The sequence below is a fragment of the Microbacterium sp. No. 7 genome (assembly GCF_001314225.1).
Lineage (GTDB): Bacteria > Actinomycetota > Actinomycetes > Actinomycetales > Microbacteriaceae > Microbacterium.
Genome location: NZ_CP012697.1, coordinates 3,296,339 through 3,320,662 on the forward strand (window position 1 = coordinate 3,296,339; position 24,324 = coordinate 3,320,662).

General features: G+C 72.3%; 19 protein-coding genes. 7 read left to right on the forward strand and 12 right to left on the reverse strand.

Going from position 1 to position 24,324, the window contains the following annotated elements; genetic code table 11:
- Positions 1 to 32: 32 nt before the first annotated feature.
- The 4 genes from AOA12_RS15370 to AOA12_RS15385 all read right to left on the reverse strand — a co-directional run bounded on the left by AOA12_RS15370 (position 33) and on the right by AOA12_RS15385 (position 4,206).
- A complete protein-coding gene (locus AOA12_RS15370; RefSeq protein WP_054684685.1) occupies positions 33 to 1,634 on the reverse strand; it encodes an ABC transporter permease in 1,602 nt (533 codons plus the stop codon).
- On the reverse strand, positions 1,631 to 2,458 hold the full coding sequence (locus tag AOA12_RS15375) for an ABC transporter ATP-binding protein (protein ID WP_054684687.1): 828 nt from the start codon (positions 2,456 to 2,458) through the stop codon (positions 1,631 to 1,633). Before AOA12_RS15375 ends, AOA12_RS15370 begins: the two co-directional genes overlap by 4 nt.
- Before the next feature lie 180 nt (positions 2,459 to 2,638).
- On the reverse strand, positions 2,639 to 3,286 hold the full coding sequence (locus tag AOA12_RS15380; RefSeq protein WP_156366526.1) for a TetR/AcrR family transcriptional regulator: 648 nt from the start codon (positions 3,284 to 3,286) through the stop codon (positions 2,639 to 2,641).
- A complete protein-coding gene (locus AOA12_RS15385; RefSeq protein ID WP_054684692.1) occupies positions 3,283 to 4,206 on the reverse strand; it encodes an ADP-dependent NAD(P)H-hydrate dehydratase in 924 nt (307 codons plus the stop codon). Before AOA12_RS15385 ends, AOA12_RS15380 begins: the two co-directional genes overlap by 4 nt.
- A gap of 38 nt (positions 4,207 to 4,244) precedes the next feature.
- On the opposite strand from AOA12_RS15385, the gene AOA12_RS15390 reads away from it, so the two are divergent.
- On the forward strand, positions 4,245 to 5,315 hold the full coding sequence (locus AOA12_RS15390; protein ID WP_054684697.1) for an NADH:flavin oxidoreductase/NADH oxidase: 1,071 nt from the start codon (positions 4,245 to 4,247) through the stop codon (positions 5,313 to 5,315).
- Positions 5,316 to 5,417: 102 nt separating this feature from the next.
- On the opposite strand, the gene AOA12_RS15395 is transcribed toward AOA12_RS15390, so the two are convergent.
- The 3 genes from AOA12_RS15395 to AOA12_RS15405 form a co-directional block, all read right to left on the reverse strand.
- Positions 5,418 to 6,476, reverse strand: a complete 1,059-nt coding sequence (locus AOA12_RS15395; protein ID WP_054684699.1) for a hemolysin family protein — start codon at positions 6,474 to 6,476, stop codon at positions 5,418 to 5,420.
- Positions 6,473 to 7,864 (reverse strand): hemolysin family protein, encoded by a 1,392-nt coding sequence (locus tag AOA12_RS15400; protein WP_082406300.1) that lies wholly within the window; start codon positions 7,862 to 7,864, stop codon positions 6,473 to 6,475. The genes AOA12_RS15395 and AOA12_RS15400 overlap by 4 nt, the downstream gene beginning before the upstream one ends.
- 255 nt (positions 7,865 to 8,119) lie before the next feature.
- The gene (locus AOA12_RS15405; protein ID WP_054684702.1) at positions 8,120 to 9,580 is read right to left on the reverse strand and encodes a GuaB1 family IMP dehydrogenase-related protein; all 1,461 of its coding nucleotides are present in this window, start codon (positions 9,578 to 9,580) and stop codon (positions 8,120 to 8,122) included.
- Positions 9,581 to 9,724: 144 nt separating this feature from the next.
- On the opposite strand from AOA12_RS15405, the gene AOA12_RS15410 reads away from it, so the two are divergent.
- On the forward strand, positions 9,725 to 13,429 hold the full coding sequence (locus AOA12_RS15410; protein WP_054684706.1) for a multifunctional oxoglutarate decarboxylase/oxoglutarate dehydrogenase thiamine pyrophosphate-binding subunit/dihydrolipoyllysine-residue succinyltransferase subunit: 3,705 nt from the start codon (positions 9,725 to 9,727) through the stop codon (positions 13,427 to 13,429).
- 141 nt (positions 13,430 to 13,570) lie between these two features.
- Here AOA12_RS15410 and AOA12_RS15415 read toward each other — a convergent pair whose 3' ends face one another.
- On the reverse strand, positions 13,571 to 13,816 hold the full coding sequence (locus AOA12_RS15415; protein ID WP_054684709.1) for a zf-HC2 domain-containing protein: 246 nt from the start codon (positions 13,814 to 13,816) through the stop codon (positions 13,571 to 13,573).
- Positions 13,813 to 14,406 (reverse strand): sigma-70 family RNA polymerase sigma factor, encoded by a 594-nt coding sequence (locus tag AOA12_RS15420; protein WP_156366670.1) that lies wholly within the window; start codon positions 14,404 to 14,406, stop codon positions 13,813 to 13,815. Before AOA12_RS15420 ends, AOA12_RS15415 begins: the two co-directional genes overlap by 4 nt.
- A gap of 143 nt (positions 14,407 to 14,549) precedes the next feature.
- Here AOA12_RS15420 and aroA point away from each other — a divergent pair, with 143 nt between their 5' ends.
- From aroA to bcp, 3 genes are read left to right on the forward strand one after another with little or no spacing between them, the layout of a single operon-like run.
- Positions 14,550 to 15,875, forward strand: a complete 1,326-nt coding sequence (aroA, locus tag AOA12_RS15425) for a 3-phosphoshikimate 1-carboxyvinyltransferase (RefSeq protein ID WP_054684713.1) — start codon at positions 14,550 to 14,552, stop codon at positions 15,873 to 15,875.
- 7 nt (positions 15,876 to 15,882) lie between these two features.
- Positions 15,883 to 16,920, forward strand: coding sequence for a ribosome small subunit-dependent GTPase A (gene rsgA, locus AOA12_RS15430; protein ID WP_054684716.1), 1,038 nt, complete (start codon positions 15,883 to 15,885; stop codon positions 16,918 to 16,920).
- Positions 16,921 to 16,958: 38 nt separating this feature from the next.
- Positions 16,959 to 17,426, forward strand: coding sequence for a thioredoxin-dependent thiol peroxidase (gene bcp / locus AOA12_RS15435; RefSeq protein ID WP_442922248.1), 468 nt, complete (start codon positions 16,959 to 16,961; stop codon positions 17,424 to 17,426).
- Here bcp and AOA12_RS15440 read toward each other — a convergent pair.
- The gene (locus tag AOA12_RS15440) at positions 17,400 to 17,810 is read right to left on the reverse strand and encodes a hypothetical protein (protein ID WP_054684721.1); all 411 of its coding nucleotides are present in this window, start codon (positions 17,808 to 17,810) and stop codon (positions 17,400 to 17,402) included. The two genes, bcp and AOA12_RS15440, sit on opposite strands and share 27 nt — an antisense overlap.
- Positions 17,811 to 18,066: 256 nt before the next feature.
- On the opposite strand from AOA12_RS15440, the gene AOA12_RS15445 reads away from it, so the two are divergent.
- Positions 18,067 to 18,315, forward strand: coding sequence for a WhiB family transcriptional regulator (locus tag AOA12_RS15445; protein ID WP_054684724.1), 249 nt, complete (start codon positions 18,067 to 18,069; stop codon positions 18,313 to 18,315).
- A 180-nt stretch (positions 18,316 to 18,495) separates the two neighbouring features.
- On the opposite strand, the gene AOA12_RS15450 is transcribed toward AOA12_RS15445, so the two are convergent.
- Positions 18,496 to 20,136 carry a hypothetical protein gene (locus AOA12_RS15450; RefSeq protein ID WP_054684727.1) on the reverse strand — a complete coding sequence of 547 codons (1,641 nt, stop codon included), beginning with the start codon at positions 20,134 to 20,136 and terminating at the stop codon, positions 18,496 to 18,498.
- Positions 20,137 to 20,530: 394 nt separating this feature from the next.
- On the opposite strand from AOA12_RS15450, the gene AOA12_RS15455 reads away from it, so the two are divergent.
- Entirely contained in the window at positions 20,531 to 22,819 is a 2,289-nt protein-coding gene (locus AOA12_RS15455; protein WP_156366527.1) for an ATP-binding protein, read from the forward strand.
- Here AOA12_RS15455 and AOA12_RS15460 read toward each other — a convergent pair.
- The gene (locus AOA12_RS15460; RefSeq protein WP_054684734.1) at positions 22,816 to 24,306 is read right to left on the reverse strand and encodes a sensor histidine kinase; all 1,491 of its coding nucleotides are present in this window, start codon (positions 24,304 to 24,306) and stop codon (positions 22,816 to 22,818) included. The two genes, AOA12_RS15455 and AOA12_RS15460, sit on opposite strands and share 4 nt — an antisense overlap.
- Positions 24,307 to 24,324: the final 18 nt, after the last annotated feature.

The following is a 24,324-nucleotide window of genomic DNA, read 5'->3' on the forward strand; positions in this document are numbered from 1 at the left end:
CCGCGACGCGGCGGCGTGCGGGGAGGGGCGGATCAGAGGATGCGGCGGCGCACGGCGGTCTCGACGGCGACGACGATCACGTACAGGACCATCGACACGAGCGTCACGACCACGACGGCCGACCACAGGGCGACGAACTTGGACTCGGAGGCGGAGCGCAGCACGAAGTAGCCGATGCCGCCCGGGCTGGCCAGCCACTCCGCGACGATGGCCCCGAGCAGCGCGCCGGTCGCGGTGATGCGCAGCGACTGGAACACCGCGGGCACGGCGTACACCGCGCGGATGCGGAAGGTGACGTCCGCGCGGCTCGCGTTGTAGGCACGGGCGAGATCGGAGATGTCGCGCGGCACCGCGTCCAGCGCGTTCATGACGGTGATCAGCGTCGGGAAGAACGAGAGCAGCGCGGTGAGCGCGACGACCGTCAGCAGGCCGGAGCCGAGCGCCAGTGCGATGGCGGGGATCATCGCCAGGAGCGGCACGCTGCGCGCCAGCAGCACGGTCGGCATCGCCGCCTCGCGGAGCGCGGGGACGGCGCAGAAGGCGGCCGCGAGGACGACCGCGACGAGCGTGCCCAGCGCCAGGCCCAGCGCCGCGTTGCCGAGCGTCGTGCCGAGATAGCCGAGCAGCTCGGCGGTGTGCGCGAGCGCGGCGGGTCCGACGACGAGGTACTCGAGCACGTCGAGCGGGGTCTTGCCCAGGTAGGGAGAGATGCCGAAGACCTGCAGGGCGCCCCACCACAGCGTGCACGCCACGCTCAGGAACACGAGCAGGCCGAGCACGGTGTCGCGCACGGGGTGCGCGGAGGCGCCGCGGGCACCCGCGGCCGCGTACGACACGGAGGTCTCCGCGAGCCACGGGAGCACGGCGCGCTGCAGCGCGCCGACGGCCGCGAACGCGAGCGCCGAGACGAGCGCGCAGGTCAGGCAGAGCGCCCACACCCGGGCCGCGTCGAGCTGCTCCTGCGCCGCCGTGATCGCGCCGCCCATGCCGCGCCCGACCATGAGGTACTCGCTCATCAGCGCGCCGACGATGGCGCCGGGCACGCCCAGCAGCAGGCCGGAGAACATGCCGGGCATGCCGTACGGCAGCTTCACCTTGACGAGCTCGGTGAGCCGCCGCCCGCCGAAGGCGTGGTGCGCCTCGACGGCGCGGCCGTCGGGGTACCGCATGCCGGTCAGCATGCCGACGAGGGTCGCGAAGAACACCCCGAGGGCGGCCAGGATGATGCCGGGCAGCTCGCCGGGGGCGACGACCAGCAGGATGGGCGCCAGCGCGATCGTCGGGATGCAGTGCGCGGCGATCGCGAGCCGCGACACGAGTCCTTCCGCGGGGCTCCACAGCCCGGCGAGCGCGGCGAGGGCGATCGCCACCGCGTTGCCGGCGAGGTAGCCGAGGCCCGCCGTGCGCAGCGTCGCGGGGAGGTTGACGGCGATGAGGTCGAGGGCGCCGACCCAGGCGTCCACGATCTGGAGGGGTGTGGGCAGCACGTAGGAGGGCACGACGCCGGCGCCGACGACGAGCTGCCAGACGGCGATGACGGCGAGCGTGCCGACGGTGCCCCAGCCGATGCGGCCGTCCAGCCGCGCGGGCAGGCGCAGGCGCCATCCGCGGGGCTGGGTGAGCGCGACGGTCACGCCGCCGCCTCGAGCGCGGCACGGTGGGCGTGCTGGCTGGCGAACAGGATACGGGAGACGCGGTCGACGAGGCGGTGGAACGCGTCGGTCGTCATCATCTCCGTCGTCCGAGGCCGCGGCAGGTCGACCTCGACGATCTCCGCGACCCGGCCGGGACGCGCCGACATGACGACGACCTCGTCCGCGAGGAACACGGCCTCGGTGATGGAGTGGGTGACGAGGAGGGTCGTGACCCGCCGCGCGGTCCAGATGCGCTGCAGCTCGAGGTTCATCCGCTGGCGCGTGAACTCGTCCAGCGCGCCGAACGGCTCGTCGAGCAGCAGCACGTCGGGGTGCACCGACAGCGCGCGGGCGATCGCGACGCGCTGGCGCATGCCGCCCGAGAGCTGCCCGGGCCGCGAACGCTCGAACCCGCTGAGGCCCACGAGGTCCACGAGCGCCTGGAGCTCCGCGCGGTCGACCGTGGACCGGCCGCCGAGCTCGGAGGGGAACCGTATGTTGCCCAGCACGGAGCGCCAGGGCAGCAGGGCGGGCTCCTGGAAGGCGATGCCGAGGCGGCTGCTGGTCCGGATCTGCGCGGGCGTGCGGCCTCCGATCGCGATGGAGCCGTCGGTGGGCGACTCGATGTCGGCGATCATGCGCAGCACCGTGGACTTGCCGCATCCGGACGGCCCGATGAGGGACACGAACGAGCCCGCATCGATGGTCAGCGAGAAGCCCGACACGGCGTCCACGCCGGTGCCGCGGGCCGATCCGAAACGCTTGCCGAGCTCCGAGATCTCGATGCCGAGGCCGGCGGGGGCCTGGCGACGATCGTCGTACATGTGCGTCCTTCCTCCTGTCATGGCTTGACAGTAGAAGCGGGTCCGCATCTTTTGCAACAGGCTGTTGCTTATTTAATCGACGCGAAACGAAGGCGCAATCCTGCCGCGTGCTTTCGCGCCTCCCGGCGACATCCGGGTTACGCGGAGCCGGGAACGGGACCGCTGCCGGCGGCGGTGCGCTCAGCGCTCGAAGCCGCGGATGATGTGCTCGAGCTTGACGTCGAAGTTGTGCCGCGAGTCGGCGGCGGTGAACGCGACCAGCGCCTCGCGCACCCGCTCGTCGGCGCCGCGCGTGACGTCGTCGAGGCGGCCGCGCATCTCGCGGCGGACCTCCTCCTCGCTCAGCGGGGAGCCGTCGTCGGCGCGGCGGAAGTCGTAGGCCTGCCGCGCGAGCTGCATGACGAGGTCGCTGAGCACGATGGTGTCGTCCGGCGAGAGGCCGTAGTCCACGAGCGCCGACCGGAAGTCGTTGAGGGCACGCAACAGCCCGTCGGGGGCCCGCCGCAGCCGGCCGACCTCGGCCGCGAGGCCGGGATCGGCCTCGTAGAGGTCCATGAGGGTCCGCGCGTAGTCGCGCACGTGCTGACGCCAGTCGTCGCAGGGCACCGGCCACGGCGCCGCGTCGAAGACCCGGTCGGCCGCCGCGGTGACGATGTCGTCGCGGCCGCCCACGTGCCGGTAGAGCGTGGAGTGCCGCACGCCGAGCGTCTCGGCCAGCGCGGTCATGGTGAGCTTCGACAGCCCGAGCGCGACCGCCGCGTCGATGACCGCCTCGCGATCCACGAGGCGCGGACGCCCGCGCTCCCGTCGCTGAGCCGCAGCCGTCACGGCGTCGGCCTCCCCGCGCCCTCGGCGGACCCCGTCAGCAGGCCGCCGACGACGGATGCCACGTGCTCGGCGACCTCGAGGGCGACGAGCGGCCCGCCGCCGCGGGCGGCCGAGGCGGCGGCGCCCGCGCGGCCGTGGATCCATGCGGCGGTCGCGGCGGCGCCCGGCAGGTCGCCGCCCGCCGCGACGAGGGCGCCCAGCACGCCCGCGAGCACGTCCCCCGTGCCGGCGGTCGCGAGCCACGAGGTCGGCGCCGTCACGGTGCGCACGCGCCCGTCGGGCGAGGCGACGACGGTCGTGGCGCCCTTCAGCAGCACCGTCGCGCCGAGCGCGCGGGCGGTGCCGAGGGCGGCCTCCGCGCGGTCGGCCTCGGCCTGGGCGACCTCCACCCGGTCAGCGCCACCGCCGTCGGACTCCGCCCGGTCGGTGCCGCCGCGCGCCGCCCCGCCGGGCACGCCCGGCGACACCGGCAGCCCGAGCCGTTCCCGCAGCAGGCGGTGCTCGCCCGCGTGCGGAGTCACGACGATCGGCGCGGCGGCCGCGGACGCGAGATCGAGGGCGCCCGCGTCGACGACCACGGGGACCTCCCCCGCCAGCAGCGCGCGGAGCGCCTCGGTCTCGGCGGGGGCGCGCACCGCGGCATCCGTCCCCGACCCGATCACCCAGGCCTGCACGCGCCCGTCGACGGCGACCGTCTCGGGGCGCCGGGCGAGCACGAGATCGCGCGCGGGACCCACGTAGCGCACCATGCCGGCGCCGGCGCGCCACGCGCCCTCGACCCCCAGCACGGCCGCGCCCGGGTAGCGCTCCGAGCCGGTGCGCAGCCCGACGACACCGCGGGAATACTTGTCGTCCCGTGATGTTGGCACACGCAGGAACGCCGCGGCGTCGGCCCGCGACCATTCCGTTCCCTCGACCATGGCGCCACCCTACCGGCGCCCGCACGACCAGGAGCACCATGACCTCGCTGTTCTCGCCGTTCGATCTGGGCGGCCTCGCCGTGCGCAATCGCCTGTGGGTCGCGCCCATGTGCCAGTACTCCGCCGTCGACGGCGTGCCGAACGACTGGCACCACGTGCACCTGGCGCAGTTCGCGTCCGGCGGGGCGGGCGTCGTGATCGCCGAGGCGACGGCGGTCGTGCCCGAGGGGCGCATCTCGCCCGAGGACGCGGGGCTCTGGAACGACGAGCAGCGCGACGCGTGGGCGCCCATCGCCGCCGCGATCCGCGCCCGCGGCGCGGTCGCCGCCATCCAGCTCGCGCACGCGGGGCGCAAGGCCTCGACCTTCGCGCCGTGGCGCGGACGCGCGTCGATCCCGCACGACGCGGGCGGCTGGCAGACCGTCGCGCCCTCGGCGATCGCCTTCGACGGCTTCGACGAGCCCGCCGAGCTCGACGAGGCCGGCATCGACCGGGTCGTCGAGGGGTTCGCGGCCGCCGCGGCACGCGCGGTCGCCGCGGGCTTCCAGGCGATCGAGGTCCACGCGGCGCACGGCTACCTGCTGCACCAGTTCCTCTCGCCGCTCAGCAACACCCGCGCCGACGCCTACGGCGGCTCGCTGGAGAACCGCGCCCGCCTGCTGCTGCGCGTCGTGGACGCCGTGCGCGACACCGCGCCGGATGCGGCGCTGCTGGTGCGCTTCTCGGCGACGGATGCCGCCGAGGGCGGCTGGGACGTCGACGAGACCGCCACGGTCGCGCAGTGGGCGGCCGAGCGCGGCGTGGCGTTCTTCGACATCTCCAGCGGCGGCCTCGTCGCGCACCAGCGGATCACCGTCGGTCCCGGCTACCAGGTGCCGCTCGCGGCCGAGATCCGTCGCCGCACGGGGCTGCGCGTGGGCGCCGTCGGCGAGATCACGTCGGGCCCGCAGGCCGAGCGGATCCTCGCCGACGGCGACGCCGACGTGGTCCTCGCGGGCCGCGAGTGGCTGCGCGACCCGCACTTCGCGCTGCGCGCCGCGGGCGAGCTCGGCGACTCCGACCTCGCCCCCTGGCCGAACCAGTACCTGCGCGCCCGCCCGCGCCCCTGAGCACCGTCACGAGCACAGGAGAAATCACGGGGACAGGACGATTCCTGACGGATCGTCCTGTCCCCGTGATTTCTCCTGTCGTGCGAACGACGGATGCCGGCGTCAGCGGCCGTGGCCGCGGCGCGTGGCGTCGCGCACCTCGCCGACCAGCTCCTCCAGGATGTCCTCGAGGAACAGCACCGCGGTCAGCTCGCCCTCGGCGTCGCGCACCTGCGCGACGTGGCGGCTCGAGCGGCGCATCAGCGTGAGCGCGTCCTCGAGGTCGGTCGTCTCCTCCACCGACACCATGCGGTGGATGCGCTTCGGGTTCAGCGGAGCGGTCGCCTTCGCCGCATCGCTGCCCTCCGCCTCGCGCAGGATGTCCTTGAGGTGCACGTAGCCGAGCGGGGCGCCCGCGCCGTCGACGATGATGTACCGCGAGAAGCCGTAGCGCGCGACGGCGCGCTCCACCTCGTCGGGGGTCGTCGTGTCGGGCAGCGTCACGAGATCGGCCAGCGGCACGGCCACGTCGCGTGCCTTCTTGTCGGTGAACTCGACGGCCGCGGCGACCGCGCCCGTCGTGTCGTCGAGCACGCCCTCGATGCGCGACTGGTTGACGATCGTCGCGACCTCCTCGAGCGTGTAGGTCGAGGTGGCCTCGTCCTTCGGCTCCACGCGGAACAGGCGCACGATGTGGTTCGCGAGCCAGTTCAGCACGACGATGATCGGGTGGAACAGGCGCGAGAACCACACGAGCGGCGTCGCGAGCAGCAGCACCGCGCGATCGGGCACCGAGAACGCGAGGTTCTTGGGCACCATCTCGCCGAACACGACATGCAGGTACGACACCACCACGAGCGCGATCACGAACGCCACGACGTCGACGACCGCCTCGCCCCAGCCCGTGAGCCCGAGCGGCACCGCCAGCAGATGGTGGATGGCCGGCTCCGAGACGTTCAGGATCAGCAGCGAGCAGATCGTGATGCCCAGCTGACAGGTCGCGAGCATGAGCGTCGCGTGCTCCATGGCCCACAGCGCGGTCTTCGCGGAACGGGAGCCGCGCTCGGCGATCGGCTCGATCTGCGAGCGGCGCGCGGAGATGACGGCGAACTCCGCGGCGACGAAGAACGCGTTGAAGACCAGCAGCACGACCAGCCATGCGATACCCGCCCAGTCGCTCATCGCTCGTCACCGCCCTGCGTCTTCTCGCCCTGGGTCTTCTGGCCCTGCGTCTTCTGGCCCTGGGTCTTCTCGCCGTGGGCGTCGTCGGCATCCGGGTGCACGGGCTTCGGCACGAAGCGCACCCGGTCGACGCGGCGTCCGTCCATCCGGTGCACCGCGAGGGTGCCGTCCTCGATCTCGACGGTGTCACCGACCGACGGCACGCGCTCGAGCGCCGCCATGAGGAATCCGCCCACGGTGTCGTACACGTCGCCCTCGGGCACGCGGATGCCGGTGCGGTCGAGCACCTCGTCGGGGCGCAGCTCGCCGGGGAAGATCACGGCGCCCTCGGCGCGCACCACGCCCGCACGGCTGCGGTCGTGCTCGTCGAGCACCTCGCCGACGATCTCCTCGACGAGGTCCTCGAGGGTCACGATGCCGGCCGTGCCGCCGTACTCGTCGACGACGACGGCCATCTGGTAGCCCCGGCCGCGCAGCTCGGCCAGCAGCACGTCGAGGTGCACGGCCTCGGGAACGCGCAGCGGCTCCTCGGCGATCGCCTTCGCGGGCACGTCGGCGCGCCGCTCCCGCGGCACCGACACGGCCTGCTTGACGTGCACGATGCCGACGATGTCGTCCATCGACTCGTCGTACACCGGGAAGCGGCTGTGGCCCGTGCGGCGGGACAGCTGCACGACGTCCTCGACGCTGTCGCCGGCGGCGATCGCGTGCAGGCTCGGTCGCGGCGTCATGACGTCGGCGGCCGAGAGCCGCGAGAAGGTCAGCGTGCGGTCGAGCAGCGACGCGGTGTCCTGCTCCAGCACGCCCGCGCTCGCGGAGCGGCGCACGAGGCTGGAGAGCTCCTCGGCCGTGCGGGCACCCGACAGCTCCTCCTTCGGCTCGATGCCCATCGCGCGCAGCACGCCGTTGGCGCTGCCGTTGAGCACCGTGACGGCGGGGCGGAACACGGTCGTGAAGGCCACCTGGAACGGCATCACGAGCTTCGCCGTCTGACGCGGCACGGCGAGGGCGAAGTTCTTGGGCACCAGCTCGCCGATGAGCATCGAGAACACGGTCGCGATCGCCATGCCCACGGTCGCCGAGACGGGCCGGACGGCCGCCTCGGGGATGCCCCAGGTGATCAGCACGGGACCGAGCAGGTTCGAGATCGCGGGCTCCATCGTGTAGCCCGTGAGCAGGGTCGTGAGCGTGATGCCCAGCTGCGCGCTCGACAGGTGCGTCGAGGTGATCCGCAGCGCGCTGATCGTGAGTGCGAGCCGCGACTCTCCCGCGGCCTGCCGTGCTTCGAGATCGGCGCGGTCGAGGTTGACGAGTGCGAACTCGCTGGCGACGAAGAGGCCCGTGCCGACTGTGAGGATGAGCCCCACCCCCAACATGATGAAGTCCATCACACATCACCTCCAGGGCGGAGGCGGCAGGGTCGGTGGGGCGAGGGTCTACTACTGGGAGGGTCGTCCATCGTGGCAGAGAGTTTACGGCATCCGCCCGCACACTGCGCACACCCGCTCCACGTTCCCCGAACCGGCCTCCACCCCGCCGCCGAGTCAATCCTCGCTCGCCGAATCAAGCGAGGAAACGCGCTGCTCGGCCATTGACTCGGCGAGCGAGGATTGACTCGCGGGAGGGACGGAGGGGGTGGCGGGCTACCAGCTGACGGGGAGCGCCTTGCCTTCCTCGTAGCCGGCGGCGGACTGCAGGCCGACGAGGGCGCGGTCGTGGAACTCGGCGACCGACGCGGCGCCGGCGTAGGTGAACGACGAGCGCACGCCCGAGGTGATCATGTCGACGAGGTCCTCGACCGAGGGGCGCAGCGGGTCGAGGTAGATCTTCGACGACGAGATGCCCTCGGCGAACAGCTCCTTGCGGGCGCGCTCGTACGGGTCGAGACGGCCGAAGCGGCCGTGCACGGCCTTCGTGGACGCCATCCCCCACGACTCCTTGTACGCGCGGCCGTCCGCGTCGAGCTGCAGCTGGCCCGGCGCCTCGATCGTGCCGGCGAACCACGAGCCGATCATGACGGATGCCGCGCCCGCCGCCAGCGCGAGCGCGACGTCGCGGGGGTACCGCACGCCGCCGTCGGCCCACACGTGCGCGCCGACCTCGGCCGCCGCCTGCGCGGTCTCGAGCACGGCGGAGAACTGCGGCCGCCCGACCGCGGTCATCATGCGGGTCGTGCACATGGCGCCGGGGCCGACGCCGACCTTGAGGATCGTGGCGCCCGCCGCGACGAGGTCGCGCACGCCGTCGGCCGTGACGATGTTGCCCGCGACGATCGGCAGGCCCAGGCTCAGGCCCGACACCGTGCGCAGCGCGCGCAGCATGCCGTCCTGGTGGCCGTGCGCGGTGTCGACGACGAGCACGTCGACGCCCGCGGCGGCCAGCGCCGTCGCCTTCGCGGCGACGTCGCCGTTGATGCCCACGGCGGCGGCGACCGCGAGGCGGCCGTCCGCGTCGAGCGCGGGGCGGTAGAGCGTGCCGCGCAGCGCCGTGCGCTGCGAGAGCGTTCCCACGAGGTGGCCGTGCTGCAGCACGCACACCGTCTCGGCCTCGGCCGCGACGAGCAGGTCGAACGCCTGGCGCGCGTCGGTGACGTCGTCGGCGTCGATCGACACCATCCGTGCGCGCACCAGGTCGCCCAGGCGGGCGTCGCTCAGCGCGGTGCCCAGCCGCGTGGCCGGCACGATGCCCACGATGTCGTCGACGTGCACGCGCCCGCCGTCGGACGCCGACGCCACGACGATCCCGCGCCCCTCCAGCGGCGGCAGCAGCAGCGCGGCGTCGGCGACGGTCGCGTCGGGGCTCAGCACGAGGGGCGTGTCCCACGGCACCGGCTGCCGCTTGACCCAGCGGATCGCGGCGTCGAGGTCCTGCAGGGCCATGTCCTGCGGCAGCACGCCGAGGCCGCCGCGGCGCGCGAGCGTGGCGGCCAGGCGCGGACCGGTCACGGAGTTCATGTTGGAGGCGACCAGCGGGACCGTCGCGGTCGTGCCGTCGCCGGGCGCCAGGTCGACGTCGAGACGGCTCGTCACGCCGGAGCGGCGCGGAACGAGGAACACGTCGGAGTAGGTGAGGTCGACGGTGGGCTGGGCGCCGGAAAATCGCATACGACAACGCTACCGACCCCCGTCCGCATCGCGGCCGACCGGCGCTGCCGGGCATCGATCTGGGCTACCCTTGAAAGCACGTATGCGCGGGCACACCGGCGCTCGCGCGCCATCGGTACTTCATCGACGAAAGCAGGCACATTCGTGTCCAATCAGGCGACCGGAACAGGAACGAGCAACGACAACGGATTCGGCGCCAACGAGTGGCTCGTTGCGGAGTTGTACGAGCAGTTCCTGACGGATCGAAACTCCGTGGACCGCTCGTGGTGGCCGGTGCTGGAGGCCTACCAGCCCGAGGGCTCCGCCCCCGAGGCCGCCGCTCCCGCCGCGCCGCCGGCGACGACGACGCAGGCGGCCCCGGCATCCGAGACCCACCCGCCGACGGCTCCGGTCCCCGTCGTCGGCGCGCCGCCCGTGGCCCGCACGACCGCGCGGCCCGCCGCGCCGCAGCCGGTCCCCGCGCAGGCGCCGCAGAACGCCCCGAGCAACGCCGCCGAGGACAGCGCCTCGGAGGACGTCGTCACGCCGCTGCGCGGCATGCCCAAGACCCTCGCGGCCAACATGGACGACTCGCTCACGGTGCCCACGGCGACGAGCGTGCGCACCGTGCCCGCGAAGCTCATGATCGACAACCGCATCGTGATCAACAACCACATGTCGCGCACGCGCGGCGGCAAGGTGAGCTTCACGCACCTCATCGGCTGGGCGCTCATCCAGGCGCTCAAGGCGTTCCCGAGCCAGAACGTCTACTACGCCGAGATCGACGGCAAGCCGTCGGTCGTCTCCCCCGCGCACATCGGCCTCGGCATCGCGATCGACCTGCCCAAGCCCGACGGCACGCGCGCCCTCATGGTGCCCAGCATCAAGCGCGCCGACACGCTCACGTTCGGCGAGTTCCTCGCCGCCTACGAGGACCTCGTCAAGCGCGCCCGGGCGAACAAGCTCACGGCGGCCGACTTCCAGGGCACGACGATCTCGCTCACCAACCCGGGCGGCATCGGCACCGTGCACTCCGTGCCGCGTCTCATGAAGGGCCAGGGCGCGATCATCGGCGCGGGCGCCCTCGAGTACCCCGCGGAGTTCCAGGGCTCGAGCGAGCGCACCCTCGTCGAGCTCGGCATCGGCAAGACGATCACCCTCACGAGCACCTACGACCACCGCGTCATCCAGGGCGCCGGCTCGGGCGAGTTCCTGAAGATCGTGCACGAGCTGCTGATCGGCAAGAACCGCTTCTACGAGAACATCTTCGCCGCGCTGCGCATCCCCTACGCCCCCATCCACTGGAACAGCGACATCAACGTCGACCTGGCCGAGCGCGTCGACAAGACGGCGCGCGTGCAGGAGCTCATCAACTCCTACCGCGTGCGCGGCCACCTCATGGCCGACGTCGACCCGCTCGAGTACGTGCAGCACACGCACCCCGACCTGGAGATCGAGTCGCACGGCCTCACGTTCTGGGACCTCGACCGCGAGTTCGTCACGGGCGGGTTCGGCGGCCGGCGCACGCTCAAGCTGCGCGACATCCTCGGCATCCTGCGCGACTCGTACTGCCGCACGATCGGCATCGAGTACATGCACATCCAGGACCCCGCGCAGCGCGCGTGGTTCCAGGAGAACGTCGAGGTGAAGTACCAGAAGCCCGGCCACGACGAGCAGCTGCGCATCCTGAGCAAGCTCAACGAGGCCGAGGCGTTCGAGACTTTCCTGCAGACGAAGTACGTCGGCCAGAAGCGGTTCAGCCTCGAGGGCGGCGAGTCACTCATCCCCCTGCTCGACCAGATCCTGCAGGGCGCGGCCGACGCGAACCTCGACGGCGCCGCGATCGGCATGGCCCACCGCGGGCGCCTCAACGTGCTCACCAACATCGCCGGCAAGACCTACGGCCAGGTGTTCCGCGAGTTCGAGGGGTCGGTCGCGATCGGCTCGAAGCGCGGCTCGGGCGACGTGAAGTACCACCTGGGCACCGAGGGCACGTTCGTCGCCGACTCGGGCAAGGAGGTCCCCGTCTACCTCGCGGCGAACCCCTCGCACCTGGAGACCGTCGACGGCGTGCTCGAGGGCATCGTGCGGGCCAAGCAGGACCGCATGCCGATCGGCTCGTTCTCGTGGCTGCCGATCCTCGTGCACGGCGACGCCGCGTTCGCCGGCCAGGGCGTCGTGGTCGAGACGCTGCAGATGTCCCAGCTGCGCGCGTACCGCACGGGCGGCACGATCCACGTGGTCGTCAACAACCAGGTCGGCTTCACGACGCTGCCGCAGGACGGCCGCTCCTCCGTGTACGCGACGGATGTCGCCAAGACCATCCAGGCGCCCGTGTTCCACGTGAACGGCGACGACCCCGAGGCCGTCGTGCACGTCGCGGAGCTCGCCTTCCGCTACCGCCAGGAGTTCAAGCGCGACGTCGTGATCGACATCGTCTGCTACCGCCGCCGCGGTCACAACGAGGGCGACGACCCGTCGATGACGCAGCCGCTCATGACGAACCTCATCGAGGCCAAGCGCTCGGTGCGCCACCTCTACACCGAGGCGCTCGTCGGCCGCGGCGACATCACCGAGGAGGAGTACGAGCAGGCCAAGCGCGACTTCCAGGACCGCCTCGAGGTCGCCTTCGCCGAGACGCACGCCGCGCAGACCGGCACGACCGGCATCGCCACCACCACGGCGACCAACGACGTCGTCGCGGGCGAGCCCGAGGTCACGGGCGTCTCGCTCGACGTCGTGCACCAGATCGGCGACGCGTTCGTGAACCGCCCCGAGGGCTTCACCGTGCACGGCAAGCTGCAACAGCTGCTCACCAAGCGCCACGACATGAGCCGCAAGGGCGGCGTGGACTGGGCCTTCGGCGAGCTGCTCGCGTTCGGCTCGCTGCTCATGGAGGGCACGAACGTGCGTCTCGCGGGCCAAGACGCCCGGCGCGGCACGTTCGTGCAGCGTCACGCCGTGCTGCACGACCGCGAGAACGGCCAGGAGTGGCTGCCGCTCGCGAACCTGTCGCAGTCGCAGGGACGCTTCTACGTGTACGACTCGCTGCTCAGCGAGTACGCCGCGATGGGCTTCGAGTACGGCTACTCGGTCGAGCGCGCCGACACCCTCACGCTGTGGGAGGCGCAGTTCGGCGACTTCGCCAACACGGCGCAGGCGCTCATCGACGAGTACGTGACGGCTGCAGACCAGAAGTGGGGCCAGCAGTCGGGCCTCGTGCTGCTGCTGCCGCACGGCTACGAGGGCCAGGGCCCCGACCACTCGTCGGCGCGCATCGAGCGCTACCTGCAGATGTGCGCGCAGGACAACATGACCGTGGCGCGCCCGTCGACGCCGGCGTCGTACTTCCACCTGCTGCGCCGCCAGGCGTACTCGCGCCCGCGCCGCCCGCTCATCGTGTTCAGCCCGAAGGCGATGCTGCGTCTGCGCGGCGCGACGAGCCCCGTCGAGGACTTCACGACCGGCCGCTTCGAGCCCGTGCTCGACGACAACCGCGGCCTGGACAAGAACGCCGTCACGCGCGTGCTGCTGCACAGCGGCAAGATCCACTGGGATCTGCGCAGCGAGCTGGAGAAGAACCCGAATCCCGAGATCGCCCTCGTGCGCCTCGAGCAGTTCTACCCGGCGCCCGTCGACGAGCTGAACGCGGTGATCGCGCAGTACCCGAACGCGGAGATCGTGTGGGTGCAGGACGAGCCCGAGAACCAGGGCGCCTGGCCGTTCATCGCCTTCAACGTCGTGCCGCAGCTGAACGGCCGCCCCGTGCGCGGCGTGACGCGTGCCGCCGCGGCCTCGACGGCTGCCGGCTCCGCGAAGGTCCACGCCGCCGAGCAGACCGCCCTCATGGAGGAGGCGCTCGCGCGCTGATCCCCGACCGCACGACGAGACGCCGCCCGGCACGCGCCGGCGGCGTCTCGTCGTCTCCGGGGCGCCTGCGCGCCGAGTCTCCGGGGCGCCTCCGCACCAGGTCTTCCGGGCCCTGCGCGCCGGCGGACCGGCCGGCGCGGATCAGTTCGCGGTGACGTGGGCGGCGCGGAGCCGCGCGATCACCATGTCGCGCAGCTCCTCGGGCGCCGCCTCCTTGCACGAGCGGGCCAGCACCTCCGTCAGCGTGCGGGACACGAGGGCCTCGTCGCGGCATCCGGGGCAGCCCTCCAGATGCTCGCGGATATCGGCCTCGGCCGTCTTGCAGACCTCCTTGCGCAGGTACTCCTCCAAGTCCCGGCGCGCCTTCTCACAACCGCAGTCGCTCATTTCCTGCTCCTTGCGGCGGGGACGGTGATGCCCCGCTCCCGTGCGTAGTCACTCAGCAGGTCACGCAGCATGCGCCTGCCACGGTGCAGGCGGCTCATGACCGTGCCGATCGGTGTCTTCATGATGTCCGCGATCTCCTGATACGCGAAGCCCTCCACGTCCGCGAGATACACCGCGAGACGGAAGTCCTCGGGCAGCGACTGCAGGGCGTCCTTGACGACGGATGCCGGCATGTGGTCGATCGCCTCGGCCTCCGCCGAGCGCGTGCTCGTCGCCGTCGTCGACTCCGCACCGCCCAGCTGCCAGTCCTCGAGGTCGTCGATCGTGCCCTGATAGGGCTCCCGCTGCCGCTTGCGATAGGTGTTGATGTAGGTGTTCGTGAGGATGCGGTACAGCCACGCCTTCAGGTTCGTGCCCTGCGTGAACGACGACCACGACGCGAACGCCTTGACGAAGGTCTCCTGCACGAGGTCGGCGGCGTCCGCGGGATTGCGCGTCATGCGCATGGCGGCCGCGTAGAGCGGGTCCATGAAGGGGAGCGCCTGCTCCTCGAACTGCGTGCGCGGATCGGTCTCCGCCTGCTCTTCCATCACCGGCCAGTCTATTCCGGTGTCCGTGCGGCATGTCGGGTCGTGCGTCAGCGTCGCTGTCACGAGCGTGGTCCTCCACCCTGTCGTCCCCCGGCCGGCCATTCTGCGTGCCATGTCAGAGGGGTTCGTTAGGGTAGAAACCGATGACTTCACTCGGGTATTCCCCTCGCCTCGACGGATGGCCTGCGCCCGTTCACGACGACGCCGTGCGTGCGAGCGTGAACGTGCCCGGCTCCAAGTCGCTGACCAATCGCAAGCTCGTGCTCGCGGCCCTCGCCGACGGGCCCAGCACGCTGCACGCGCCCCTGCACTCCGACGACTCCGACCGCATGGTCGGCGCCCTGCGCGCCCTCGGCGTGCAGGTCGACGCCGTGCCGGGCACCGGCGCGTTCGGGCCCGACCTGCAGGTGACGCCGCCGGCCGCCTTCGCGGGCGGCACCGTCATCGACTGCGGGCAGGCGGGCACCGTGATGCGGTTCGTCGCCCCCGTCGCGGGGCTCGCCGACGGCGACGTGGAGATCACCGCGCATCCCACGGCCCTGCACCGCCCCATGGGCACGATGATCAAGGCGCTCCGCGAGATCGGCGTCGACATCGACGACGGCGGCCGCTGGGCGCTGCCGTTCACGGTGCGCGGGCACGGACACATCCGCGGCGGCGAGGTCGCGATCGACGCCAGCAGCTCCAGCCAGTTCGTCTCCGGGCTGCTCCTGGCCGCGCCGCGGTTCGACGTCGGGCTGCACCTCGTCCACACGGGCGACCGGCTGCCGAGCGTGCCGCACATCGACATGACCGTCGAGACGCTCGCGCGCCGCGGCGTGCACGTCGAGCGACCCACGCCGGGCGAGTGGGTCGTGCCCGCCGGCACGCCCCGCGGCCGCGACGCGACGATCGAGCCCGATCTGTCCAACGCCGCCCCGTTCCTGGCCGCGGCGCTCGTCACGGGCGGCAGCGTCACGATCCCCGGCTGGCCCGCCAGCTCGACGCAGCCCGGGTTCCTGCTCACCGAGATCCTGGCCGTGCTCGGCGCGCGGGTCAGCCGTCGCGGCGGGGCCCTCACGGTCACCGGCACGGGCCGCATCGCCGGCGTCGATCTCGACCTGACGGCGGCGAGCGAGCTCACGCCCACCCTCTTCGCGCTCGCGGCGCTCGCCGACGGCCCGACCACGCTGCACGGCATCGGCCACATCCGCGGCCACGAGACCGATCGCATCGCCGCGCTCGTCGGCAACCTCCGCGCGCTCGGAGGCGACGCCGAGGAGCTCCCCGACGGCATCCGCATCACCCCTCGCCCCCTCGAAGGCGGCCTGTGGCGCGCGCACCACGACCACCGCATCGCGACGGCGGGCGCCATCCTCGGCCTGCGCGTGCCCGGCGTCGTCGTCGACGACATCGGCACGACGGCGAAGACGATGCCCGAGTTCCCCGAGCTGTGGCACGGCATGCTCGCCCCCGCGCAGGAGTCGTAGGCACCCCGTGAGCTGGCTCGACGACCTCGACGACGAGGAGCCCGAATTCGACGAAGCCGATGTGCGCTCGCGCCCGAACCCCAAGGCGAACCGCCCCCGCACCAAGCGCCGTCCCGCGCACGCCGACGCGGTGATCGCGCGCGTCCTCGGCGTCGATCGCGGCCGCTACACCGTCCTCGTCGACGAGGACGGGCCCGAGGAGCACGAGGTGCTCGCGGTGCGCGCGAGGGAGCTGCGCCGGCAGCCCATCGTCACGGGCGACCGGGCGCGCGTCGTGGGCGACGTCTCGGGCGACGCGGGGACCCTCGCCCGCATCGTCGGCATCGAGGAGCGCACCTCGCTGCTGCGCCGCAGCGCCGACGACACCGACCAGGTCGAGCGCGTCATCGTCGCGGGCGCCGATCAGATGCTCGTCGTCGTGGCCGCCGCCGACCCGGAGCCGCGTCCCCGCCTCGTCGACCGCTATCTGATCGCGGCGCTGGATGCCGGCATCCATCCGCTTCTCGTCGTCACGAAGACCGACCTCGCCGACCCCGCCGGGTTCCTCGCCCACTTCGAGGGTCTCGACGACCTCGAGGTGTTCACGAGCGGTCGCGGGCGGATGCCGGTCGAGGAGATCGGCGCACGCCTCGTCGGGCACTCCACGGTGTTCGTGGGTCACTCCGGCGTCGGCAAGTCGACGCTCGTCAACGCGCTCGTGCAGGGCGCCGACCGCGCGACCGGCCACGTCAACGAGGTCACGGGCCGCGGTCGCCACACGTCGAGCTCCACCGTGTCGCTGCGCTACCGCGGCCCCGGCGGCACCGGCTGGGTCATCGACACGCCCGGGGTGCGGTCGTTCGGGCTCGGGCACGTCGACACCGCGAACATCCTGCGCGCCTTCTCCGACCTCGCGGCGGTCGCCGAGGAGTGCCCGCGCGGGTGCACGCACCTGCCCGACGCCCCCGACTGCGCGATCGTCGAGGCCGTGCACGAGGGCCGTCTGGGCGAGCGCGGCGCCGCACGGCTCGACTCCCTGCAGCGGCTGCTGACGACGTTCGCGTAGTGGCCCGAGGGCGGCGCGGGCCCTCATAGACTCGAATGATGCCCCGTCTTGAGCCCGGTACCGTCGCGCCCGCCTTCACCCTCCTCGACCAGGACGAGCACCCCGTCTCCTCCGCCGACCTGCGCGGACGCAAGACGATCCTGTTCTTCTACCCGGCCGCGATGACGCCGGGGTGCGCGAAGCAGGCGTGCGACTTCCGCGACAGCGCCGCGGCGCTCGCCGACGCCGGCTACGCCGTGTACGGCATCTCCCGTGACGAGCCCGCCAAGCTGCGGCAGTTCCGCGAGCGGGACGCGCTCCCCTACCCGCTCTTGAGCGACCCCGACCACGCCGTGCACGACGCCTACGGCGCGTGGGGCGACAAGATGAACTACGGCAAGGTCATCCAGGGCGTCATCCGCTCGACCTTCGTCCTCGACGAGGACGGCCGCATCGACCAGGCGCTCTACAACGTGCGCGCCACGGGGCACGTCGCGCGGCTACGGCGCATCCTCGGCATCGGCTGACGCGGCACGCGCGTCGGCGCCGGCACGGCGCACCGCGGCGATGAGCAGCACGAAGCCCGCCACGGCGGGAACCGCGAGCACGAGCGCGACCTGGGGTCGCGCCCCGGGCCCGGTGAGCATGCCCAGGGCGACCGACGCGAGCAGCAGCTGGGCGACGATGCCGCCGGAACGCCCCCACGAGTGGCCGCGCCACACGGCGACCGCGAACGCGACGAGGGCCGCCGCACCGACGAGCGTCAGGGCGAACAGGGCGATCGAGCTCTCCACGGAGGTCGTGTCCCCGCTGACCAGGGCGACGAGCTCCCAGGCCGCCAGCACCGTCAGCGCGGCGCCCTCGGCCGCCAGCAGCAGCGCGGCGAGCCGGGCGGGCGTCGATGCGGTCACCGTGATCCTCTTCTCTCGGCTTCTCCGGGCGCGTGTCTCGGCGCGTGCCGTCCGCCGCCAGGCGAACACAAGGTTTCTCAGAAAAAAACGTCCTGTTAACTCTTGATTCACCCGCCGCCGCGTGCAACGATGTCTGTTGCAGTGTGCTCCCACAAAGCAGTGGGGCGAGCTCCGCTCGCACACCCACAAGAGTAGACGACGCCCTGCATCGGCGTCGCCATCGACACGTCTCACCCGCATCAAGGAGCACAAGAGTATGGATTGGCGCGACAAGGCTGCCTGCCTGACGGTAGACCCCGAGTTGTTCTTCCCCGTCGGCAACACCGGGCCGGCCGTCGACCAGATCGAGAAGGCCAAGACGGTGTGCGCGCGCTGCACCGTGACCGAGGTCTGCCTGCAGTACGCCCTCGAGACCGGTCAGGACTCGGGCGTGTGGGGCGGTCTCTCCGAGGACGAGCGCCGCGCCCTCAAGCGCCGCGCCGCGCGCGCCCGTCGCGCGAGCTGAACGCCGCCGCCTCTCAACCCCCTCTCGTCAACCGGATGCCGGATCCCGGCATCCGGTCTTCGTGCTGCCCACGGGCCGTCGATCGCCGTCGTCCGGCATCGCCCGCGGCGCCCGGAGACACGAAAGGGGCAGAGCACGCCGCATCCCCCAGCGCGTGCCCTGCCCCGTCGGCCGTGATGCTCAGCAGAGCGAGACCACGGCTGCGTGCGAGTCCCACCACGAGCTCGCGATCGAGATCGCCGGCCCCGGCAGGCTCGTCGCCTTCGTCGGCGTCAGGTACTGCTGGCCGTTCACGCCGTTTCCGCTCTGACCGCGATCGCTGACGCCCGCGAAGAAGACCTCGCCGGAGCCCGTGCGGAAGAGCGTGCCATCGCCGCCGGAGGCGATCTCCACCACGTCGTCGAGCAGCACCTTGCGCCACGCGTTCGAGTTCCCGGCGGCGCCGACGCCGAACTTGCCACCCATGTTGTCGCCGACCGCATAGGCGCTGCCGTCGGAGGTGATCGCGTAGTACGAGAACTGCCCGGCCGCGATGATGTCGGTCACCGTCTTGCCCTCGGGCTTCGGGTAGCTCTGCACGTAGCCGTTGTTCGAATAGCCGGCCGCCGCCGTGAAGCCGTCATAGCCCGCATACCAGAGGTTGCCCGCGGCATCCAGCAGCATGATCGACGACTGGTACACGCCCTCGGCCTTGACCATCCCCGTCACGGGAGCGCCCGCCGCCGTCTGGAGCTGGAACACGCCCGAGACGATGCCGGTCACCCCGTTCCCGATGCCGACGCCGCTGCCGCCGCGGGACCAGCCCTCGCCGGCGGTCCAGACGGTGCCGTCGGACAGCGTGTAGATCGCCATCGTCGTGCTCGCGCGGCCGGTGCACGCGCTGATGTCGACCCATGAGATCGACGCGCCCGCATTGCCCGGCTGCGCCAGGACGTCGAGGCCCATCTGCACGAAGCCCGTGAACGTCGGCTCGCCCGAGTACGGCTGCCCGATCCTCGCCATGGAGTTCGAGTTGTTCTCGCCCGCGCCCCACCACGTGCCGTCGCCACGGCGCACGTAGACGATGGCCTCGTCGTTCGACGTGTTCGACACGTGCACCACGTTGTCGATCGGCGTCGACGTGCCGTGCAGCAGCGCGGCGGCGGGCGTGTTGTTGTCGGAGGTCGAGCCGTTCGCGAGGTCGCCGTAGCCGTTGTAGCCGACCGTGTAGAGAAGGCCGTCGGCGGTGACCGCCGCCAGTCCGGAATAGGTCGAGCCGACCGCGACGGTCTCGGCCGGCAGCTGCCAGGCGACCGCCGTGCTGTACGTCTCGCCGGTGGTGCCGTTGCCGATCTGCCCCTGCGCGCCGTATCCCCAGCCGTAGGTCGGGGCGCCGACCGCGGGCAGGGTCGCCGTCGTCGTCACCGACGAGTCGGCGACCGCCGTCGCGGTGATCGTGCCCGCGGCGCCGACCCCCGACGGGGCGACGACGTCATCGATGTCGTAGTGGCCGCTCGCGTCCGTCGTGACGGTGGCGACGGCGGTTCCCGTGGACGCGAACGTGTATCCGCCGGTCAGGGTGAGCGTGACCGCGGCCGCGGCGGCGGGGGTGACGTTCATCCCGATGGCCGGGATGGTCGCACCCGGCGCGACGAGCGCGCAGCTGCCGGGCGCGAGCGCGATGCCCGTGATCGTGGTGGTCGCCGCCGCGTAGGGGGCGGCGACCACCACCGCGACGACGGGAGCCGACCATGCGGCCGCCTTGACCACGCGGCGCCGGCTGACACCCGCTCCGTCCGCGGACGCCTGCGGCACGAGCGGCGTGTTCTCATCGATGGTCATAGTCGTGTGATCTCCCCTGCGTTGACGGGCGGCACGCTCGCGCGTGCCGCCCGTTGGACTGTTCCGATGTGCCCGGGATCCAGCGGATGTCCATCCCCCGGCCGCGTGCGAATCCGCCCGCGCCCCCCCAGCGGCGTCTTCACGATACGAGCCGCGCCGTACGCCGCCCGGGCGATCGGCTACCCGACAGACACGCGAGTTCCCGCCCGACTACGCATCCGCTACGCATCACACGCCGGGCACTACGGCTTCCGTACGGCGGCCGCTCCGCCCGCTCCGGTGCCGCTCCTATGCTGTGTGCATCCCCGGCGGCGCGGACGAGGAGTCCGGCGCGGCATGCGCGATCGCATGAGGCGTGCCGCCGAGGACGACCGGCGAGGAGGTGTGCGGCATCGTGATCCGTTTGCCCTGGGCCCGCTTCACCGGGTCGTTCGTCGGACGTGAGCCCGAGACAGCGCTGCTCGCCGAGCGGATGCGGCTGAGCCGGCTCGTCACGCTTCACGGGCCCGCCGGCATCGGCAAGTCCCGTCTCGCCGTCGAGGCCGTCCGGCGCCACGTCGCCGAAGGCGGCGCCGCCTGGTACGTGGACGCCGACTCGCTCGAGCGCCCCGGGCTGCTGGCCTCGTCCCTGGCCGCCGCAGCCGGCATCACGAGCTACCCGGGCGATGCGCTGACGGCGCTGTGCGCCTACCTCGCGGAGCGCCGCGGCCTCGTCGTCATCGACAACTGCGAGCACGTCATCGACGAATGCGCGGACGTCGCCGCCACGCTCCTCCGCCACACCTCGCGCTGCCAGGTCGTCGTCGTGAGCAGGACCGTGCTGGGCCTCCAGATCGAGCACATCGTCCCGGTCGGCCCGCTTCCCGTCGGCCCCGCGCCCGCCGCCGACGGCGTCGGGACCGCGGAACGGCTCTTCCTGGACCGAGCGTCGGCGATCACGCCCGAGATCCACGGCCGCGAGTGCCTCGCGATGGTGCGGGAGATCTGCCGGCGCGTCGGCGGCAATCCGCTCGGCATCGAGCTGGCCGCGTCGCGGCTGCGGACGCTCTCGCTCGAAGAGCTCATGCAGAGCATCGCGCGTCCGTTCACCGTGCTGCGTCCCGGCACGCGCACGAGAGTGGGCCGGCACGGCGGGCTGCTGGAGTCGATCCAGTGGAGCTACGGCCTCTGCCTGCCCGGCCAGCGCGAGGCGTGGCGCGCCCTCTCGATCTGCCAGGGCGACTTCGGCGCGGACCTCGCGTCGTCGCTGCTGCCGGGGCTCGCGCGCGATGAGGTGCTCGACGTCCTGCAGTCCCTCGTCGAGCAGGCGGTGCTCGCGCCCGTCACGTCCGAGGGCAGGCGCCGCTTCCACATGCCCGAGCTCGTGCGCGAGTTCGGGCGCGACGAGCTGTACGCCGAGGAGGAGGACGACCGCGTGTGCGATCGCTACCTGGACTGGTACGCGACGCTCGGGCGCGAGCTCGAGAGCGGATGGCTCGGGCCCCGGCAGCGCGAGCTCCATGCCCAGGCGGTGACCGAGCTGCCCAACATCCGCTCCGCGATCGAGCTCGCCCTCGGCCGCGCCGATCAGCACGAGAGGCTGCTCGACATCATGGTGCGTCCCAATCCGTACCTCTGGTGGTGCGCGGGCATGCTCGAGGAGGGCCTGCACTGGTTCACCCGCATCGAGGAGTACGGCACCGCGGTGTCGGAGCTCGCCTACCGCTGCCGGGGCGGCACGGCCACCTATCTCGCCGCGATCGGCGCCTTCGACCGGGCGCAGGACATCGCCGACGAGCTGACCGCGGTCGCCGCGACGGCCTCCGATCCGAGGGAGAAGGCAGGCTCGTGCTTCGTCTCGGGGTTCCTCGCCGTCATGCGACGGCAGTGGGACCGCGCGGAGGCGCAGATCGCGCAGGGCCGGGGGCTGATGGGAGCCGAGGCCGTCGCCGACCCGCTGTGGTTCCAGCTGAAGCAGATCGAGATGTATCTGCTGCACGCGACGCAGCGCTACGACCGGGCCGCGGCATCCTGTCACGAGATGATCGACGCGAGCGACCGGTTCGCCGAGACCTACTACCGTTCGTACGCGCTCCACGGTCTGGCCTTCCACGCGTGGGCCTCCTCCGACGTCGCCACGGCCGACGACCGGCTGCGTCGCGCGCTGACCCTCGTGCGCCCCTTTCCGAACCGGCCGGAGAATCCCGCCATGCTGTTCCTCGCGGGGCTCATCGAGCTGGAGCGGGGGGACGACAAGCGGGCGACGGTGCTCATCTCGGCGGCGCACGGCACGGCGCGGACGGCGGTGTCGGTGTGGCATCCGCTCAGCAGCCCGCGGGCGGAGCGCACCGGTCTGCACGGACGCCTCGAGCTGCTGCGCGCCGAGCGCCCCGCCGAGTGGCGCTTCGGCAACGCCATGAACCCCGAGGCGGCGATCGACTTCGCCCTCGACCGGTCGGGGGAACGGCTGACGGCCGATCTCGACGCGCTCCTCACCGAGCGCGAGCTCCAGGTCGCGCAGCTGATCGCGCTGCGCCGGACCAACCGGCAGATCGCCGACGAGCTCGTGATCTCGGTGCGCACGGCGGAGGGGCATGTCGAGCACATCCGCCGCAAGCTCGGCGTGCATTCGCGCAAGGAGGTGCGCGAGCTCGTCGCCCCGGCGATGATCGGCGGCGTCCGCGGCGACGCGACGAGACGCTAGGTCGCGCTGCGGAAGTAGCGCAGCGGGATCTCGATCGTGACCTCGGTGCCGCTGCCCATCACGGTGTGCCAGTCGATCGTGCCGCTCAGCTCGCCCTGGATGAGCGTGCGCACGATCTGCGTGCCCAGCCCGCGGCCGACCTGACCCTCGGGAAGGCCGACGCCCGTGTCGCGCACGCGCACCGACAGCTCCTCCTCCGTGCGCTGCGCGATGATCTCGACCTCGCCCTCCTGGCCCGCGAGGCCGTGCTCGACCGCGTTGGTCACGAGCTCCGTGAGCGCCAGCGCGAGCGGCGTCGCGTACTCGCTCGGCAGCCGGCCGAACGATCCGGTCTTCCGCGTCTGCGCGCGCGTGTTCGGCGCGGCGGCCACCTCGGCGACGAGCTTGAGCACGCGGTCGAACACGACGTCGAAGTCGACGTTCTGCGTCAGCCCCTCCGACAGCGTGTCGTGCACGACGGCGATCGCCGCCACGCGGCGCATCGCGTGGGTCAGGGCGTCACGGGCCTCGTCGGAGTGCGTGCGCCGCGCCTGGATGCGCAGCAGCGAGGCCACGGTCTGCAGGTTGTTCTTGACGCGGTGATGGATCTCGCGGATCGTCGCGTCCTTGGTGATCAGCTCCTGCTCCTGATGGCGGATCTCGGTGACATCGCGGCACAGCACGATGGCGCCGATGCGAGTGCCGTGATCGCGCAGCGGGATCGTCCGCAGCGACACCGTGACGCCGCGCAGCTCGATGTCGGCGCGCCACGGGGCGCGGCCGGCCATCACGATCGGCAGCGACTCGTCGACCTCGCGGCTCGCGGGCAGGATGCGGGTCGCGACGTCGAGCAGGGCCTCGCCCTCCAGCTCGTCGTCGAAGCCCAGCCGGTTGAAGGCCGACAGCGCGTTGGGGCTCGCGAACGTCGTGACCCCGTCGACGTCGAGCCGGATCAGGCCGTCCGACGCGCGGGGCGCTCCGCGACGCGGCGCGGTGGGCGCGTCGAGGTCGGGGAACTCCGCCGAGGCGACCATGCGGAACACGTCGTCGGCGCAGTCGTTGAACGTGATCTGCTGCCGCGAGGGCGTGCGGGCCTCGCCGAGGTTGGTGTGGCGCGTGAGCACCCCCAGCACGACGGCCGGCTGGTCGCCCTGCGCGCGCCGCCGCACGATCGGCACGGCGCGCACGCGCGTCGGCGTCTCCTCGAACCAGTCCGGCGACGCCGAGTCGACGATGCGCGCCTGCGTGAACGCGTCGCGCACCTGCGTGTGCCACTGCGGCCGCACCCGGTCGCCGACGATGTCGCGGTAGAACAGGGTCGCCGCGCCCGAGGGCCGCGTGTGCGCGACGGCGACGAAGGAGTCGTCGAGCGTCGGCACCCAGATGACGATGTCGGCGAAGGCGAGGTCGGCGAGCAGCTGGCCGTCACCGGCCAGCCGGTGCAGCCATTCGACGTCGGCATCGCTCGCGCGCCCTTGGGCGTAGACGAGATCGCTGAGGGTGGACACCCGTCAAGGGTACCGACT